General features: G+C 69.5%; 14 protein-coding genes. 1 reads left to right on the forward strand and 13 read right to left on the reverse strand.

Annotated elements, in window-relative coordinates; genetic code table 11:
- Nucleotides 1-68: 68 nt before the first annotated feature.
- The 10 genes from lpqB to P6281_RS20635 form a co-directional block, all read right to left on the reverse strand.
- Nucleotides 69-1,823 (reverse strand): MtrAB system accessory lipoprotein LpqB, encoded by a 1,755-nt coding sequence (gene lpqB / locus P6281_RS20590; RefSeq protein ID WP_014383182.1) that lies wholly within the window; start codon nucleotides 1,821-1,823, stop codon nucleotides 69-71.
- Nucleotides 1,823-3,523: an MtrAB system histidine kinase MtrB gene (gene mtrB, locus P6281_RS20595; protein WP_008259762.1), complete on the reverse strand. Its 1,701-nt coding sequence runs from the start codon at nucleotides 3,521-3,523 to the stop codon at nucleotides 1,823-1,825. The genes lpqB and mtrB overlap by 1 nt, the downstream gene beginning before the upstream one ends.
- A 13-nt stretch (nucleotides 3,524-3,536) precedes the next feature.
- Nucleotides 3,537-4,223, reverse strand: a complete 687-nt coding sequence (mtrA, locus tag P6281_RS20600) for a two-component system response regulator MtrA (protein ID WP_007168097.1) — start codon at nucleotides 4,221-4,223, stop codon at nucleotides 3,537-3,539.
- An 80-nt stretch (nucleotides 4,224-4,303) separates the two neighbouring features.
- Nucleotides 4,304-4,936 carry a dTMP kinase gene (locus P6281_RS20605; RefSeq protein WP_014942809.1) on the reverse strand — a complete coding sequence of 211 codons (633 nt, stop codon included), beginning with the start codon at nucleotides 4,934-4,936 and terminating at the stop codon, nucleotides 4,304-4,306.
- Nucleotides 4,937-5,025: 89 nt separating this feature from the next.
- A complete protein-coding gene (gene ahcY, locus P6281_RS20610; protein ID WP_014385673.1) occupies nucleotides 5,026-6,498 on the reverse strand; it encodes an adenosylhomocysteinase in 1,473 nt (490 codons plus the stop codon).
- 120 nt (nucleotides 6,499-6,618) lie between these two features.
- Nucleotides 6,619-7,215, reverse strand: a complete 597-nt coding sequence (alkX, locus tag P6281_RS20615; protein ID WP_009957362.1) for a TetR family transcriptional regulator AlkX — start codon at nucleotides 7,213-7,215, stop codon at nucleotides 6,619-6,621.
- Between the two features lie 77 nt (nucleotides 7,216-7,292).
- On the reverse strand, nucleotides 7,293-7,478 hold the full coding sequence (locus tag P6281_RS20620) for a rubredoxin (RefSeq protein ID WP_014385674.1): 186 nt from the start codon (nucleotides 7,476-7,478) through the stop codon (nucleotides 7,293-7,295).
- Nucleotides 7,475-7,654: a rubredoxin gene (locus P6281_RS20625; protein WP_008259795.1), complete on the reverse strand. Its 180-nt coding sequence runs from the start codon at nucleotides 7,652-7,654 to the stop codon at nucleotides 7,475-7,477. The genes P6281_RS20620 and P6281_RS20625 overlap by 4 nt, the downstream gene beginning before the upstream one ends.
- The gene (locus P6281_RS20630) at nucleotides 7,651-8,898 is read right to left on the reverse strand and encodes an alkane 1-monooxygenase (RefSeq protein WP_008259796.1); all 1,248 of its coding nucleotides are present in this window, start codon (nucleotides 8,896-8,898) and stop codon (nucleotides 7,651-7,653) included. Before P6281_RS20630 ends, P6281_RS20625 begins: the two co-directional genes overlap by 4 nt.
- 102 nt (nucleotides 8,899-9,000) lie before the next feature.
- Nucleotides 9,001-10,518, reverse strand: coding sequence for an APC family permease (locus tag P6281_RS20635; RefSeq protein ID WP_201358940.1), 1,518 nt, complete (start codon nucleotides 10,516-10,518; stop codon nucleotides 9,001-9,003).
- A 99-nt stretch (nucleotides 10,519-10,617) separates the two neighbouring features.
- Between P6281_RS20635 and P6281_RS20640 the strand changes: the two genes are divergently transcribed.
- Complete coding sequence (locus P6281_RS20640) at nucleotides 10,618-12,084, forward strand: FAD-dependent oxidoreductase (protein WP_324738982.1); 1,467 nt, start codon at nucleotides 10,618-10,620, stop codon at nucleotides 12,082-12,084.
- A 3-nt stretch (nucleotides 12,085-12,087) separates the two neighbouring features.
- On the opposite strand, the gene manA is transcribed toward P6281_RS20640, so the two are convergent.
- From manA to P6281_RS20655, 3 genes are read right to left on the reverse strand one after another with little or no spacing between them, the layout of a single operon-like run.
- Nucleotides 12,088-13,314: a mannose-6-phosphate isomerase, class I gene (gene manA, locus P6281_RS20645; protein ID WP_008259799.1), complete on the reverse strand. Its 1,227-nt coding sequence runs from the start codon at nucleotides 13,312-13,314 to the stop codon at nucleotides 12,088-12,090.
- Between the two features lie 8 nt (nucleotides 13,315-13,322).
- Nucleotides 13,323-14,435: a hypothetical protein gene (locus P6281_RS20650; protein ID WP_014383187.1), complete on the reverse strand. Its 1,113-nt coding sequence runs from the start codon at nucleotides 14,433-14,435 to the stop codon at nucleotides 13,323-13,325.
- The gene (locus tag P6281_RS20655) at nucleotides 14,432-15,829 is read right to left on the reverse strand and encodes a phosphomannomutase/phosphoglucomutase (RefSeq protein ID WP_014712268.1); all 1,398 of its coding nucleotides are present in this window, start codon (nucleotides 15,827-15,829) and stop codon (nucleotides 14,432-14,434) included. The genes P6281_RS20650 and P6281_RS20655 overlap by 4 nt, the downstream gene beginning before the upstream one ends.
- Nucleotides 15,830-15,908 lie beyond the last annotated feature (79 nt).

Raw genomic sequence — 15,908 nt, forward strand, 5'->3', positions numbered from 1 at the left:
AGGACAGGCACTTCCGTGCATCACACGCCCGTCACCACCCCATCTTCACGAAAGATCGAGGTTAGCGCTTAGCCCGGCAGCACCGGCGCCGCGCCGGGAATCGTCAGCCCGGGCACATCCGACCAGCCCTGCTGACCGTCGGCGGACGGCGAATACTGCAGCACCCCTTCGGGTCCCGCGACGTAGGCCGTGGACGGGTTGGCCACCACGGTGGTCACCGGCATCTGCAGTCCGCGGGCCGGCGCGTCGGAGTTCACCCCGTCGATGTTCACGTACGAGACCGGATGGTTGGCGTCGGTGCGGGTCACCACGATGTCGTCGCCGGTGCGCCACGACAGCGACACCACCGAATTGCCCAACCCGAAGCCCAGCCGGCGTGGATACGTGAGCGCATACTGGCCGGCCTGGGTCTGCTCGACGCTGGCGAGGATCACCTGCCCGCCGATCACCATCGCGGCCCGCGTGCTGTCGCGGGACAGCTGCAGGTCGGTGATCGGCCCCGGGAACCGGGTGGCCACCGCCACCGAATCCACCGGAATGCGCGCGGGTTGCCCCGACGCCGGCTCCTGGATCGCCCGGAGCACGTTGTTGCCGTCGACCACCACCCAGACCACGTCGTCCAGCGACCAGGTGGGGCGCGACAGGCTGTGCCCGTCGGCGGACTGCACCGCCTCCTGACCCAGATCACCGATCCACAAGGAGGCCGCCATGTCCGGGGCGCCGCGGTGCAGCGTCACCACGGACGCCACCTCCCGGCCGCTGCGCGACAACGCGGCACCGGTCTGATCCCCCATGCGACCGAACGCGCCCGGCACCATCGAGGTGTGCTGCCCGTCCAGCGACACCAGTGAGCCATTCACCAGGGCGTGCAGCCCGGCGCCCGCGCCGTCGGCCACGCCGGGATCGGTGGCCGCGACATCGGAGGTGGTCCACCCGTCGCGGAATCGGTCGTCCAGCGGCGCGCCGTCGGCGTTGATCACGTACGGTCCCCGGATGTCGGCGCGGGCCAGCGTCCAAATGATCTGCGCCGCAACCAATTGCCTGCTGTGCGGGTCGGTGGTGGACAGCTTCTCCAGATCGACGCGCGCCCCGCCATACCCCCGCCCGATCCCGTTCTTGCCGCCGTCGGCCCGGGTCACCGGCCCGCGCAGCCGCAGCGGGGGGGCGAGCAGGTTGCGGACCGTGTGCGCCATCTCCGGCCGCGGCCCGGCGATCACCTTGGACACCAGCTCGGTCGCCAACTGGTCGTGGTCGGGCACCGCGACATAGCGCGGATCGGGGACCACGGTCTTGCCGGTCGGGTCGGCGAAGTAAAGAGTATTGCGTTTGTAGGTCGCCTGGAACTGTTGCCAGTCCAGGAAAACCCCGTTCGGCAGGCGGTCGATGCGCCAGCCGCCGGAGGTCTTGACCAACTCGATCGGCCCGGGATCGGGCAGCACGCCCTCGGCGGTTTCGAACACCCCCATGTCGGACAGCGAGCCCAGGATGTCCGCCCGCATGGTCGCCGAAACACGTTCGGCCGCACGGGTTTCGACGAACACGACGTGGTCGATCAGCAGCGCGCTACCGGCGTCGTCCCACGAGTTGGACGCCGACTGGGTGAGGAACTGGCGGGCGGCCAGGTGCCGGTTCGCCGGATCGGCTGTGGCCTTGAGGAATTCGCGCAGCAGCACGTCGGGGTCCATGCCCGGGGTCGGCTTGGGCAGGTTTGACGGCGCCGGCCGCTCGACGGTGCCGATCGCCTGCGGCGCCGACGAACTGGGCACCCCGGCGCAGCCAGCCAGCAGGACGGCCAGCATCAGCAGGCCCAGCAGGCGCCGCATCACAGGGTCCTTTCGGCGTGCTCACGCTGGCGCTGCGGACGTTCCTTGCGCTCGGACCCGCCGGCCTGCGGGGCGGGACCACCCGGCTGAGAAGGCTGCGGGATCGGTTTCATGGGCAGCGGGCTGGTGGTGACCTTATGGCCCCGGACCAACGGCAGCGTCAGCCGGAAGCACGAGCCGTCGCCCGGTTCGCCCCACGCCTCCAGCCGGCCCTGGTGCAGCCGCGCGTCCTCGATGCTGATCGCCAGGCCGAGCCCGGTGCCGCCGGACCGGCGCACCCGCGAGGGGTCCGCGCGCCAGAACCTGCTGAAGACCAGCTTCTCCTCGCCCGGGCGCAGCCCGACCCCATAGTCGCGGACGGTGACCGCGACCGTGTCCTCGTCGGCGCCCATCCGGATCTTGACCGGCTTGTGCTCGGCGTGGTCGATGGCGTTGGCGATCAGGTTGCGCAGGATCCGCTCCACCCGGCGGGTGTCGACCTCGGCGATCACCTCGTGCGTGGGCAAATCCACCTGCAGTTCGATGCCGGCGTCCTCGGCCAGATGCCCCACGTTGCTCAGCGCGCTGCGCACGGTGGTGCGCAGGTCGACCGCCTCGACGGACAGCTCGGCGACACCGGCGTCGTGCCGGGAGATCTCCAGCAGGTCGTTGAGCAGCGACTCGAACCGGTCCAGCTCGCTGACCATCAGCTCGGTGGAGCGCGCCAGCGTCGGGTCGAGGTCCGCGCTGTGGTCATAGATCAGGTCGGCGGCCATGCGCACCGTGGTCAGCGGGGTGCGCAGCTCGTGGCTCACGTCAGAAGTGAAGCGGCGCTGCAGGTTACCGAACTCCTCCAATTGGGTGATCTGTCGCGACAGGCTTTCGGCCATGTCGTTGAATGACATCGCCAGCCGCGCCATGTCGTCCTCGCCGCGCACCGGCATCCGTTCCGACAGGTGCCCCTCGGCGAACCGTTCGGCGATGCGCGACGCCGACCGCACCGGCACGACGACCTGGCGCGACACCAGCAACGCGATCCCGGCCAGCAGCACCAGCAGCACCGCGCCGCCGGTGATCATGGTGCCGCGCACCAGCTGGATGGTGGCCTGCTCGTTCTTCAGCGGGAAGATCAGGTACAGCTCCAGGTTGGCCACCTGCGAGGACGCCGGGGTGCCGACGATCAGCGCCGGGCCCGAGAACCCGTCGGTGTGCACGGTCGCGTACTGGTAGGACGCCTGCCCGGCCTTGACGAAGCCGCGCAAGGAATTGGGCACCTGGTCGACGGGGCCGGCCGTGGTGGCGGCGCGCGGTCCGTCGCCCGGCACCATCAGCACCGCGTCGAAGGCGCCGGCCATCCCCGCGCCGGAGGCCTGGTCGGTCTTGGACGTCAGCGTGTTGCGGGCCAGCTGCAGGCTGCTGTCCAGCGAGCGCGCCTCCTCGCCGTTCACGATCCCACCGACCGTGGTCCGCGCCCGCTCGATCTGTTCGATGGCGGCCTTGACCTTGACGTCGAGCACGCGGTTGGTGACCTGAGACGTCAACACGAAGCCGAGCGCCAGGATGACCGCCAGCGACAGCCCAAGCGTCAACGCGACGACCCGCAACTGCAGCGAGCGGCGCCAGGCGATGGCGACGGCCCGACTCACTGCGCCCATGCCGCGAGTCATGGGGCCGGAGCGCCCCCAGCGGCTCCGTGTGCGTCGCCGGGAGCCCCAGATCACGTGTTCCTACCGGTCACGGAGGTCCGGCCTTGTACCCAACTCCTCGAACGGTCAACACCACGGTCGGGTTCTCAGGGTCTTTCTCGACCTTGGCCCGCAGACGCTGGACGTGCACGTTCACCAGGCGGGTATCCGCCGGGTGACGATAGCCCCACACCTGTTCGAGCAGCACATCACGAGTAAACACCTGCCGCGGTTTGCGCGCCAACGCCACCAGCAAGTCGAACTCCAGCGGGGTCAGCGAGATCTGCTCGCCGTTGCGCGTGACCTTGTGCGCGGGCACGTCGATCTCGACATCGGCGATGGAGAGCATCTCGGCGGGCTCGTCGTCGTTGCGCCGCAGCCGCGCCCGCACCCGGGCCACCAGCTCCTTGGGCTTGAACGGCTTCATGATGTAGTCGTCGGCGCCCGACTCGAGGCCAAGGACCACGTCGACGGTGTCGGTCTTGGCGGTCAGCATCACGATCGGCACGCCGGAATCGGCGCGCAACACCCGACACACGTCGATGCCGTTCATGCCGGGCAGCATCAGGTCCAACAACACCAGATCGGGGCGCAGTTCGCGCACCGCAGTCAGGGCCTGGGTGCCGTCACCGATGACCGCAGTGTCGAAACCCTCCCCACGAAGCACGATGGTGAGCATCTCGGCTAGCGAAGCGTCGTCATCGACGACCAAAATCCTTTGCCTCATGGAGTCCATGGTGTCACCAGATCGGGACAAAACTCGGGCGCCACACGGGCGTTTCTTCTCCGATACGGCCGAATCGTGACAAATCTGTGCTATCTGGCCATCAAACTGGCGGCCAAACCACCCGGATCGACGTCTTTGTCGACGACCCGCCACGGGCCGCCCCAGCCCGCGGCCGCCAGCCCCGCGTAGACGTCGCCGGTGCGTTGCTGGAGCTCGTCGTCGCGTTCGTAGCTGTCGCGCGCCCGGCCCGGATCGGATGCGGCGCGGCTGCGCGCCCGCTGCCCGGCCAGTTCGGCCGGCACCGCCAGCAGCACCTGCCAGTCGGGCGCGGGCAGACCCAGGCGCTGGTATTCGAGGCCGTGCACCCACGCCACCGCCGGCCCGCCCGCGTCCTGATGCAGGCGCGCGGCGGTGTAGGCCGCGTTGGACGCGACGTAACGGTCCATGATCACCACGTCGTGGTCGCGGCGCAGCCCCTCGAGCTGCTGGACCGCGGCGGCGCGGTCGAGCGCGAAGAGGGTCGCCATCGCGTAGACCGAGGACGCCAGGTCCCCGTGCTCGCCGTGCAGCGCCTCGGCCGCGATGTCGGCGGTCACCGATTGCCCGTACCGCGGGAAGGCCAGCGTGGCCACCGACCGCCCGGCCGCTTCGAAAGCGGACAGCAACCCTTCGGCTAACGTCCGCTTGCCGGCGCCGTCGACGCCTTCGATCGCGATCAGCACGGCGCGAGCCTAGTCCCTCGCCGAGTGCCCGGCTGGCCGGGCACTCGGTGCCGAACGCCCGCTTGGCCGGGCGTTCGGCCAAAGCCGGCTCAGTAGCGGTAGTGGTCGGCCTTGTAGGGGCCGTCGACGTCGACGCCGATGTACTCGGCCTGCTCCTTGGTCAGCTTGGTCAGCTTGCCACCGAGCGCCTCGACGTGGATGCGGGCCACCTTCTCGTCGAGGTGCTTGGGCAGCCGGTAGACCTCGTTGTCGTACTCGTCGTTCTTGGTCCACAGCTCGATCTGCGCGATGACCTGGTTGGAGAAGCTGTTGCTCATCACGAACGACGGGTGGCCGGTGGCGTTGCCCAGGTTCAGCAGCCGGCCCTCGGAGAGCACGATGATCGACTTGCCGGTGTCCGGGAAGGTCCACAGGTCGACCTGCGGGCGGATGTTCGTCTTGGTGGCGCCGGACTTCTCCAGCCGGGCGATCTGGATCTCGTTGTCGAAGTGGCCGATGTTGCCCAGGATGGCCTTGTCCTTCATCGCCTTCATGTGCTCGAGGGTGATGATGTCCTTGTTACCGGTGGTCGTGATGATGATGTCGGCCTCGCCGATCACGTCCTCCACCCGCTTGACGTCGAAGCCCTCCATCAGCGCCTGCAGGGCGTTGATCGGGTCGATCTCGGTGACCGTCACCCGGGCGCCCTGGCCGGCCACCGACTCGGCCGAACCCTTACCGACGTCGCCGTAGCCGCAGATCAGCACCTTCTTGCCGCCGATCAGCACGTCGGTGCCGCGGTTGATGCCGTCGATCAGCGAGTGCCGGCAGCCGTACTTGTTGTCGAACTTGGATTTGGTGACCGAGTCGTTGACGTTGATCGCCGGGAACGCCAGGTCGCCGGCGGCGGCGAACTGGTAGAGCCGCAGCACGCCGGTGGTGGTCTCCTCCGAGACGCCCTTGATCGACGCGGCGATCTGGGTCCACTTGTCCTTGTCGGTCTCGAAGCGCTTGCGCAGCAGGTTGAGGAACACCCGGTGCTCGGTCGAGTCGTCCTCGTCGTCGGGCGGCACCACGCCGGCCTTCTCGTACTGCGCGCCGCGCAGCACCAGCATGGTGGCGTCACCGCCGTCGTCCAGGATCATGTTGGCCGGCTCGTCGGGCCAGGTCAGCACCTGCTCGGCCGCCCACCAGTACTCCTCGAGCGTCTCGCCCTTCCACGCGTACACCGGCACACCCTTGGGTTCTTCGGGGGTGCCGTGCGGGCCGACGACGACGGCCGCGGCGGCGTGGTCCTGGGTGGAGAAGATGTTGCAGGACGCCCACCGCACCTCGGCGCCCAGCGCGACGAGGGTCTCGATCAGCACCGCGGTCTGCACGGTCATGTGCAGCGAACCCGAGATGCGCGCGCCCTTGAGCGGCTGCACGTCGTGGTACTCGCGGCGCAGCGACATCAGACCGGGCATCTCCTGCTCGGAGAGCTCGATGTCCCGGCGACCGTAATCCGCCAACGACAAATCGGCGACCTTGAAGTCGATGCCGTTTCGAACGTCGGGGGTGAGTGCGTTTTCGGTCGTCGTCATGGCTTCTCTTCCTTTTTCCTGCCGTCTCGGGGCTCGCTCGGATCCAAGCGGTAATTAGCTTAGGTATGTTCTTGCGCCACTGTAGTCGTGCGCCCGCGCGCCGCACGGGCCAGGGAACGTTCAGGGAACCTTGACGACGCCGTGCCGCTCGGCGAACGGGGTCATCAGCCGCGCCAGGTCGGCGGCCACGTCGTGGTCGGCCTCGGGCGGCATCGACACATAGCTCAGCGCCAGCCGCACGATGGCGCGCGCCAGCACACCGGCATCCTCGTCGCTGGTGGCCACCCAGCTGTGCGTGAGCGCAGTGGTCAGCCGCTCGGAGGCCCGCGTGATGATGGGCGCGCTGCCGGTGGTGATGATCTGCAGCAGGTCCGGCTTGGCGACGCCGGTCAGCAGCGAGATCACCAGCGGATCGGCCGACAGCTCGGTGAACAGGTCGCGGAAGCCCTGCAGGAACGCCGCATAGATGTCGCCGACGTGGGCACCCAGCGCGGCGTTGACGGCGTCGACCAGGCGGTCGGCCAGGCGCAGGCCGTACCCCTGCGCCAGCCCCTGCCGCGAGCCGAACTCGTTGTAGATGGTCTGCCGGCTGATGCCCGCGGCGCGGGCCACGTCGGACAGGGTGATGGCCGACCAGTCCCGGGTCAGCAGCTCCTCGCGCATCGCGTCGAGCACCGAATCACGCAGCAGGGCGCGCGACGCCTCGGCGTACGGCATCCGCTTCACAGGCGCGACAATAGTGGCTCGCGAGCCGAAATCGGCTCTTTCGCTACTGGCGGTGGCGGCCGAACGAATCACGAACGGGCGACCTCCACCATCTCGAAGTCGGTTTTGGCCGCGCCGCAATCCGGGCAGCTCCAGTCCTCCGGGATGTCGGCCCACCGGGTTCCGGGCGCGATGCCGTCCTCCGGCCACCCCTTGGCCTCGTCGTACTCGAATCCGCATTGGACGCAGACGAAAAGCTTGTAGTCCTCGCTCATCGGTTCACTCCTATCGGGCTAGTTTCGAAATCGACCTTTTCGCGCACCGCGCAATCGGGGCAGCACCAGTCGTCGGGAATGTCGCTGAAGGGCGTGCCCGGCGGAAAGCCTTCCCGCGGAGCGCCTTTCGCCTCGTCGTAGATGTAGTCGCAGCCGGGGCAGCGGTAGGCGGTCATGCGCGGGCCTCCTGGGCCCCGTAGCGCGCGAGCAGCTTCTCGCGGAGCCGCGGCTGGATGTTGACCCGGGTGATGTCACCGTCGTAGTGCGCCAGCACCCGGTGGTCCATGACCTTGCGCCACAGGGGCGGGAAGTACGTGAGCGAGATCATCGACGCGTACCCGCTGGGCAGGTTGGGCGAGCCGTCCAGGCTGCGCAGCGTCTGGTAGCGCCGCGTCGGGTTGGCGTGGTGATCGCTGTGTCGCTGCAGGTGATACAGGAACAGGTTGGTCACCACGTGGTCGGAGTTCCAGCTGTGCGCGGGGGTGCACCGCTCGTAGCGGCCGCTCGAATTCTGTTGCCGCAGAAGGCCGTAGTGCTCGAGGTAGTTGACCGCCTCGAGCAGGCTGAAGCCGAAGACCGCCTGGACGATCACGAACGGGATCAGCGCCGGCCCGAAGACCGCGATCAGGATCCCCCACAGCACCACCGACATGGCCCAGGCGTTGAGCACGTCGTTGGACGGGTACGTGAGGGGGTTCCAGGGATTCTTGCCCAGCCGGCGAATCCGCTGGGCCTCCAGCCGCAGCGACGAGCGCAGGCTCCCGAAGACGCTGCGCGGCAAGAACTCCCAGAAGGTTTCCCCGAAGCGCGACGACGCGGGGTCCTCCGGGGTGGCGACCCGCACGTGGTGGCCGCGGTTGTGCTCGATGTAGAAGTGGCCGTAGCAGGTCTGCGCCAGCGTGATCTTGGACAGCCAGCGCTCCAGCGAATCCTTCTTGTGGCCCATCTCGTGGGCGGTGTTGATGCCGACGCCGCCCAGCACCCCGACCGACAGCGCCACGCCGAGCTTGCCCGCCCAGCCCAGCGGCCCGTCGAAGCCGAGCCAGCTCAGGTTCGACGCGGTGAACAGGTAGGCGCCGAAGACCACGCTGAGGTACTGGAACGGCAGGAACGCGTAGGTGCAGTAGCGGTAGTACCTGTCGTTCTCGAGGCGCTCCATCACCTCGTCGGGCGGGTTCTGCCCGTCGGGCCCGAAGCGCAGGTCCAGGATCGGCAGCAGGACGTAGAGCAGGATCGGCCCGATCCACAGCGGCGCCTGCGCGGCGGCGTGCCAGCCGAGCCGGTTGAGCGCCCAGACGAGCGGCAGCATCACGAACAACGCCGTCGGCGCGATCAGCCCCATCAGCCAGAGTCGGCGCTTCTTGTCCCGCCACGCGGGCGCGCCGGCTGCCTGTTCTACCTGCGGTTCGAGTGTGGTCATCTGCCCAACCTCCTTGTGAGTCACACCACGTTGAGATTGGACAATACCGGCGTTTGCGTCTCCTGTCTAGACAAACACCATGATTTTGTAAACCAACAGCCGCTACGGCACCGGGCTGTTCGGGTCCGCCTCGAGCGAGTCGCTGGGCTCGGGCGCAGCCGCCTCACGCTCGCCCTGCACCGAATGCCGGTAGCCGTAGCCGACGTAGATCGCCGTGCCGACCACCAGCCAGACCCCGAACCGGACCCAGGTGAGCGCGGTGAGGTTGAGCATCAGCCACACGCAGGCCGCGATCGAGGCGATCGGAAGCAGCGGCACCCACGGCGCCTTGAAGCCGCGCTCTAAGTCCGGCCGGGTCCGGCGCAGCACGATCACGCCGGCGGAGACCAGGACGAACGCGAACAGCGTGCCCACGTTGACCATCTCCTCGAGCTTGGTGATGGGGAACACCGACGCGGTCACGGCCACCACCAGGGCGACCAGCACGGTGATCCGCACCGGGGTGCCCCGCGAACCGGTCTTGGCCAGCGAGCGCGGCAACAGCCCGTCGCGCGCCATCGCGAACAGCACCCGGCACTGGCCGAGCATCAGCACCATCACCACGGTGGTCAGTCCCGCGAGCGCGCCGATCGAGATGATCTTGCTGGCCCAGTGAATGCCGTTCGCGGTGAAGGCGGTCGCCAGGTTGGCCTGCCCGCGGCCCGGGACCGTCTTGAGCTGCGTGTAGGACACCATGCCCGACAGCACGACCGCGACCGCGACGTAGAGCAGGGTCACGATGCCCAGCGACGCCAGGATCCCGCGGGGAACGTCGCGCTGCGGATGCTTGGTCTCCTCGGCCATGGTGGCCACGATGTCGAATCCGATGAACGCGAAGAAGACGATGGACGCCCCCGCCAACACGCCATACCAGCCGTAGTGGCTGCTGTGCGCCCCCGTCAACAACGACAGAACCGATTGGTCGATGCCCTTGGCCTCGCTGCTGGCCTCCGGTTTGGGAACGAACGGCGAATAGTTGGCGCGCTTGATGTAGAAGACCCCGACCACCACGACGAACAGCACGACCGACACCTTGATGCCGGTGACCACCGCGGAGAACCTCGACGACAGCTTGGTGCCCAACGCGATCAGCGTCGCCACCCCCGCGACGATCACCAGCGCGCCCCAGTCGACCTGGGTCGATCCGAATTCGGCTGTGCCACCGGCGAACCCGAACACGGTGCCCAGGTAGCTCGACCAGCCCTTGGCCACCACGGCGGCGCCGATCGCCAATTCCAGCAGCAGGTTCCAGCCGATGATCCAGGCCAAGAACTCACCGAACGTCGCATACGAGAACGTGTAGGCGCTACCGGCCACCGGCAGCGTCGAGGCGAACTCGGCGTAACACAGCGCCGCGAGCGCGCAGGTGCCCGCCGCGATCACGAACGACAGCCAGATGGACGGCCCGGTGATGTCGCCGGTCGTCGACGCGGTGACCGTGAAGATGCCGGCGCCGATCACCACCGCGACGCCGAAGACGACCAGGTCCCACATGGTCAGGTCCTTGCGCAACTTGGTGTCCGGCTCGTCGGTGTCGGCGATCGACTGTTCCACCGACTTCGTGCGCCACCGATTGGCCATGCAACCGCCCTTTCCCAACGCTGGGAGCCATTGGTCCGACACAGTACTGGGTACTCCCCCCAGATGCCGGACAGCAAAGCAGACGCGCGGGACCACGCGCTGGTCATCGGGGGGAGCATCGCCGGGCTGTGCGCCGCGCGGGTGCTGTCGGACGCGTATTCGCGGGTCACCGTCTACGAGCGCGACGAGTTGCCGGCCTTCCCGGCGAACCGGGCGACGGTCCCCCAGGACCGGCACCTGCACATGTTGATGGCGCGCGGCGCGATCGAATTCGAGAACCTCTTTCCCGGCCTGCTCGACGACATGGTGGCCGCGGGCGTGCCCAAGCTGAAGAACCGGCCCGACTGCATCCACCTCGGCGCGGCGGGCCACGTCCTGGGCACGGGGCAAACCCTGCGCGACGAATTCACCGCCTACGTGCCGAGCCGGCCGCACCTGGAATGGCAGTTGCGCAAACGGGTTCACGACCTCGACAACGTCACCATCGTGCGGCGCTCGGTGGCCGAACCGCGGTTCGACCCCGCGCGACAACGGGTGACCGGTGCGCTGGTGGATCCGGCCGATCCCGACGGCGGGGAGCCGGAATTCGTCGGCGCGGACCTCGTCGTCGACGCGGCGGGGCGGGGCACCCGGCTGCCGGTGTGGTTGGCGCAGTGGGGTTTTGCGCGCCCCGTCGAACAGGCCGTCGACATCGGCATCAACTACGCCACCCAGCAGTTCCGCATCCCCGACGGGCTGATCGCGGAGAAGGTCGTCGTCGCCGGCGCCTCCCACGACCAGTCCCTGGGGCTGGGCATGCTGTGCTACGAGGACGGCACCTGGGTCCTGACCACGTTCGGCGTGGCCGACGTCAAACCGCCGAGAACGTTTCCCGACATGCTGGGTCTGGCCGAACAGCTGCTGCCGGGCCGCTTCAGCGTGGCGCTGGCACAGGCCGAGCCGCTGGGCGATCCGGCCTTCCACGCGTTCCCGGCCAGCCGGTGGCGCCGCTACGACAAACTGGAGCGCTTCCCCGGCGGCATCATCGCCTTCGGCGACGCGGTGGCCAGCTTCAATCCCACCTTCGGCCAGGGCATGACGATGACCTCCCTGCAGGCCGGCCATCTGCGCCGCGCGCTGCAAGGCCCCGACGATCAACTGGCCGCGACGCTGCACCGCGCCACCGCCAGGAGCACCTTCCCGGTGTGGATGATGAACGCCATCGGCGACATCACCTTCCACCACGCCGGCACGAAGGGGCCGATTCCCTGGTGGTGGCGGCCCTCCGGCGCGCTGTTCGACCAATTCCTCGGCGCCGCCGAAACCGAACCCGTTCTGGCGGAATGGTTTTTGCGCCGGTTCTCCCTGCTGGACAGCCTCTACATGGTGCCGCCGCCGCGGATCATCGGCCGCGCCATCGCGCACAACGCGCGCCTGTGGTTAGGCGAGCGTCGTCAGGCGGTCAGGCAGCGGCGCGTGGCGACCGCAAACGCGGCCGCGGCGACCGCAAGCGCGGCGGAGCCGGGCGAAGCGGGTCGCCGCGCTCGGCACCAGCCGCGCGCTGCGGGTCGCCACCATCAGTCCTAGCCGCTACAGCCCTACCGTCGCCCTGAACAACTTGCTCGGCTCGTGCGCGACCAGCCGGATCGGGGCGTCGTCGGCCGCCACCCACGCGGCCATCCCCCGCTTGAGCGTCAGCGAGCCGGACTTGCCGTGCACCGTCGTGGAACCCTGGATGCACAACAGGATCTGCGGGCCGTCGTGGCTGCACGTCGCATCCACCTCGTGGCCGACGTACTCGTCTTCGAGGTCCAGCAGCGCGACGGCGAACTCGTCGGTCGGCGTCTCATAGATCAGCCCGAAGCCCTCGCGGCGGATGTGCGGCCGCAACTGCTCCTCGGTGGTGGGCGCGAAGTCCAGGACCCGCAGCAGCTCGGGCACGTCGACGTGCTTGGGGGTCAGCCCACCCCGTAACACGTTGTCGGAGTTGGCCATCACCTCCACCGCGAAACCCCGCAGGTAGGTGTGCAGGTTGCCGGCCGACACGAAGATGGCCTCACCCGGGCCCAGGCTGACGCGGTTGAGCAGCAACGCCGCCAGCACGCCGGCGTCGCCGGGATAGCGCTCGCCGAGCTCGAGCACCGTCTTGGCCTCGGCCGCGAATTCGGTTGCCCCCGAACTGAGGTACGCGATCGCGCCGTCCAGCACGGCGGGCACCAGCACGTCGATGTCGGGCTGCGGGGCGGTGATCCACGTGGTGAACAGCGCGCGCAGGCCGTCGGCGTCGGACTGGTCGTTCAGCAGATCGATGAAGGGGTCGAGGTCGGAGACCGCCAGGGCCCGCAGCAGCTCGACGGTGCGCGACACCTGGCGGAAGCCCGCGAGCGCCTCGAACGGGTGCAGCGCCACCAGCAGCTCCGGCTTGTGCGAGGTGTCCCGATAGTTGCGCACCGGCGAGGTCAGCGGGATGCCGACCCGCTCCTCGCGCAGGTAGCCCTCGGCCGCCTGCGCGGCGCTCGGGTGCGCCTGCAGCGACAGCGGCTCGTCGGCGGCCAGCACCTTGACGAGGAACGGCAGCACGTCCCCGAAGCGGGCCCGCGACCCGGGGCCGAGCTGGCCCTCGGGGTCGGCGTCGAGCGCCTCGAGCAACGTGATCTCACCGTTGTCGGTTTCCAGCCAGGCCGGGTCGCCCGGGTGGGCGCCGAACCAGAGCTCGGCCTCCGGATGCGCCGCCGGCACCGGACGTTCGGTGAACTCGGCGATCGCGGTACGCGAACCCCACGCGTACGTTCTCAAGGCCCCGCGAAGCAGTTCCACTGTTCTATTTATCCCCGCACCAGTCGCATGTAAACCGCGGCCATCTCCAGCCGGACGGCTAATACTGCCAGCTGCTGCTCGACGCGACCGGGACCCCCCAGCGCAGGCGAAACACCGGAGCCGGCCGAGCCGCCGGGACCGTCGGGCACATCCTCGGCGGCGAGCAGGTACACGTCGTCGAGCCCGGCCGTCCGGGCGGCCACCACGGTCTGCTCGGCCGCCAGGATGATCGCCAGCACCCGCAGCCGCGGCGGCAGCGGCCCGTCGATCTCCTCGTCGTGGAACAGGGCGGCGTCCGGATCGGCGATGGCGCCCCCGAAACCGGACGAGGCCGCGGCGCGCAGGGCGACCACCGCGTCCGCCAGCCCGGTGGCCGGGGTGACCTGGTTCGCGATCCGCAGCAGCACCGAGCTGCCGTGCCGGGCCAGGGCCAGCGTCGCGGCGCCGTCGCCGGCCAGCGCGATCTGGCGGTCGGCGATGCGCGCGGCCAGCAGCTTCGCCGGATTGGTGAACAGCTCGCGGGCGGCGCTGTTGCGCAGCGCCTCGGCGTCGAGCTCGTCGGCGAGCAACGCCAGGTCCACGCTGGGCCGTGGGTCGACGGCGTGCACCACCGCGAGCCCGGCGGCCAGATACCGGCACAGCCCGAATTCGTCGGGAACCCCCAGCCGGGGCGCCAGCAGCGCCGCGTGCCCGGCCGTGGCGTCGCGCAACGGACCCTCGTAGGGCGCGGCCACCACGACCCGCGCGCCACGGCGCACCCCGGTCGCGGCGGCGGCGACCAGCGCGGGGTCGCCGGGGTCGTCGCCCGCGACGATCAGCACGTCGAGCGGCCCCACCCACGGGGGCGCCTCGCCGGCCAGCGTGAACGGCTGGGACGCCACCGAATTCAACGTCGCGGCCAGGATCGCCCCGGCGGTCTCCGCGGTGCCGCGGCCCGACACCCAGATCACGCTGCGCGGACGGTCCTCGGCGCTCAGCGGGTCCAGCGCGCCCTCCTCGACCGCGGTGGCGATCGCACGCACCTGCGCGCCGGCCGACGACGCCGCCCGCAGCAGGCCGTCGCGGTCGGCGGTCAGCAGGCCGTCGGTGTCTTCGAGATCGATTGCCTGGGTGGCGTTCACGGGGCGGCCCCCGCGCGTGGGGTCTGCGCGGCGATTTCGGCGCTGATCTGGGCGACCACGGCGCCGACGTCCTCGGCGGTGCGGCCCTCCACGTTGAGCCGCAGCAGCGGCTCGGTGTTCGAGCTGCGCAGGTTGAACCAGTTGCCGTCGCCCAGGTCGACCGTCACGCCGTCCACGTGATCGAGGGAGTGGATGCGGGTGCCGAACGATCTCAGCACCGCCTCGGTGCACTGCGCGGCGTCGGCCACGGTGAAGTTGATCTCGCCGGACGATTCGTAGCGCTGGTAGTCCGCGGTCAGCTCGGACAGCGGGCGGTCCTGCTCGCCGAGCGCGGCCAGCACGTACAGCGCGGCCAGCATCCCGGAGTCGGCGCCCCAGAAGTCGCGGAAGTAGTAGTGGGCCGAATGTTCGCCGCCGAAGATCGCGCCGGTGTCGGCCATCAGCGCCTTGATATAGGAGTGGCCCACCCGCGAGCGCAGCGGTGTGCCGCCGCGCTCGCTGACCAGTTCGGGCACCGCGCGCGAGGTGATCACGTTGTGGATGATCGTCGCGCCGATCTCGCGGCCCAGCTCGCGCGCGGCCACCAGGCTGGTCACCGTCGACGGCGACACGGGGTTGCCGCGTTCGTCGACCACGAAGCAGCGGTCGGCGTCCCCGTCGAAGGCCAGCCCGATGTCGGCGCCGGTCTCGCGCACGAACGTCTGCAGGTCCACCAGGTTGGCGGGCTCGAGCGGGTTGGCCTCGTGATTGGGGAAGGAGCCGTCGAGCTCGAAGTACAACGGCAACAACGTGATCGAGGCGATCGGGCCGAGCACCGCGGGGGTGGTCAGGCCGGCCATGCCGTTGCCGGCGTCGACGGCCACGCGCAGCGGGCGCAGCCCCGAGGTGTCCACCAGGGACCGCAGGTACTGCCCGTAGTCGGCCAGCACGTCGCGGTCGGAGACGGTGCCGGGTGGGCCGTCGTAACCCTGCACGCCGGCGATGACGTCGTCGGCGATGACGCGCAATCCGCTCTCGGCGCCGACCGGTTTGGCCCCCGCCCGGCAGAGCTTGATTCCGTTGTAGGCGGCGGGGTTATGGCTCGCGGTGAACATCGCGCCGGGGCAGTCCAGCAACCCGGAGGCGAAGTAGAGCTGATCGGTCGAGGCCAGACCGACGCGCACCACGTCGAGGCCCTGGCCGGTGACGCCGGCGGCGAAGGCCGCGGCCAGGGTGGGCGAACTGTCGCGCATGTCGTGGCCGATCACGACTTGGCGGGCGCCCTCGGCGCGCATCAGTCTGGCGAAGGCTGCGCCCAAATCGGTGACCAGCGGCTGGTCGAGCTCTTCGCCGACTAGACCACGCACGTCGTACGCCTTGACGACACGGTGGACAGTCGCGGCGGGCCGAGACATGCGGGACTCCTGACGACGTGAACTCTTGGCCGTCAGCCTATCGGGCCGAAGAGAACACGAGCCGCGGTGCGGGCGGATT

Source organism: Mycobacterium sp. 5-140-3-2 (genome assembly GCF_035666375.1).
GTDB lineage: Bacteria > Actinomycetota > Actinomycetes > Mycobacteriales > Mycobacteriaceae > Mycobacterium > Mycobacterium intracellulare.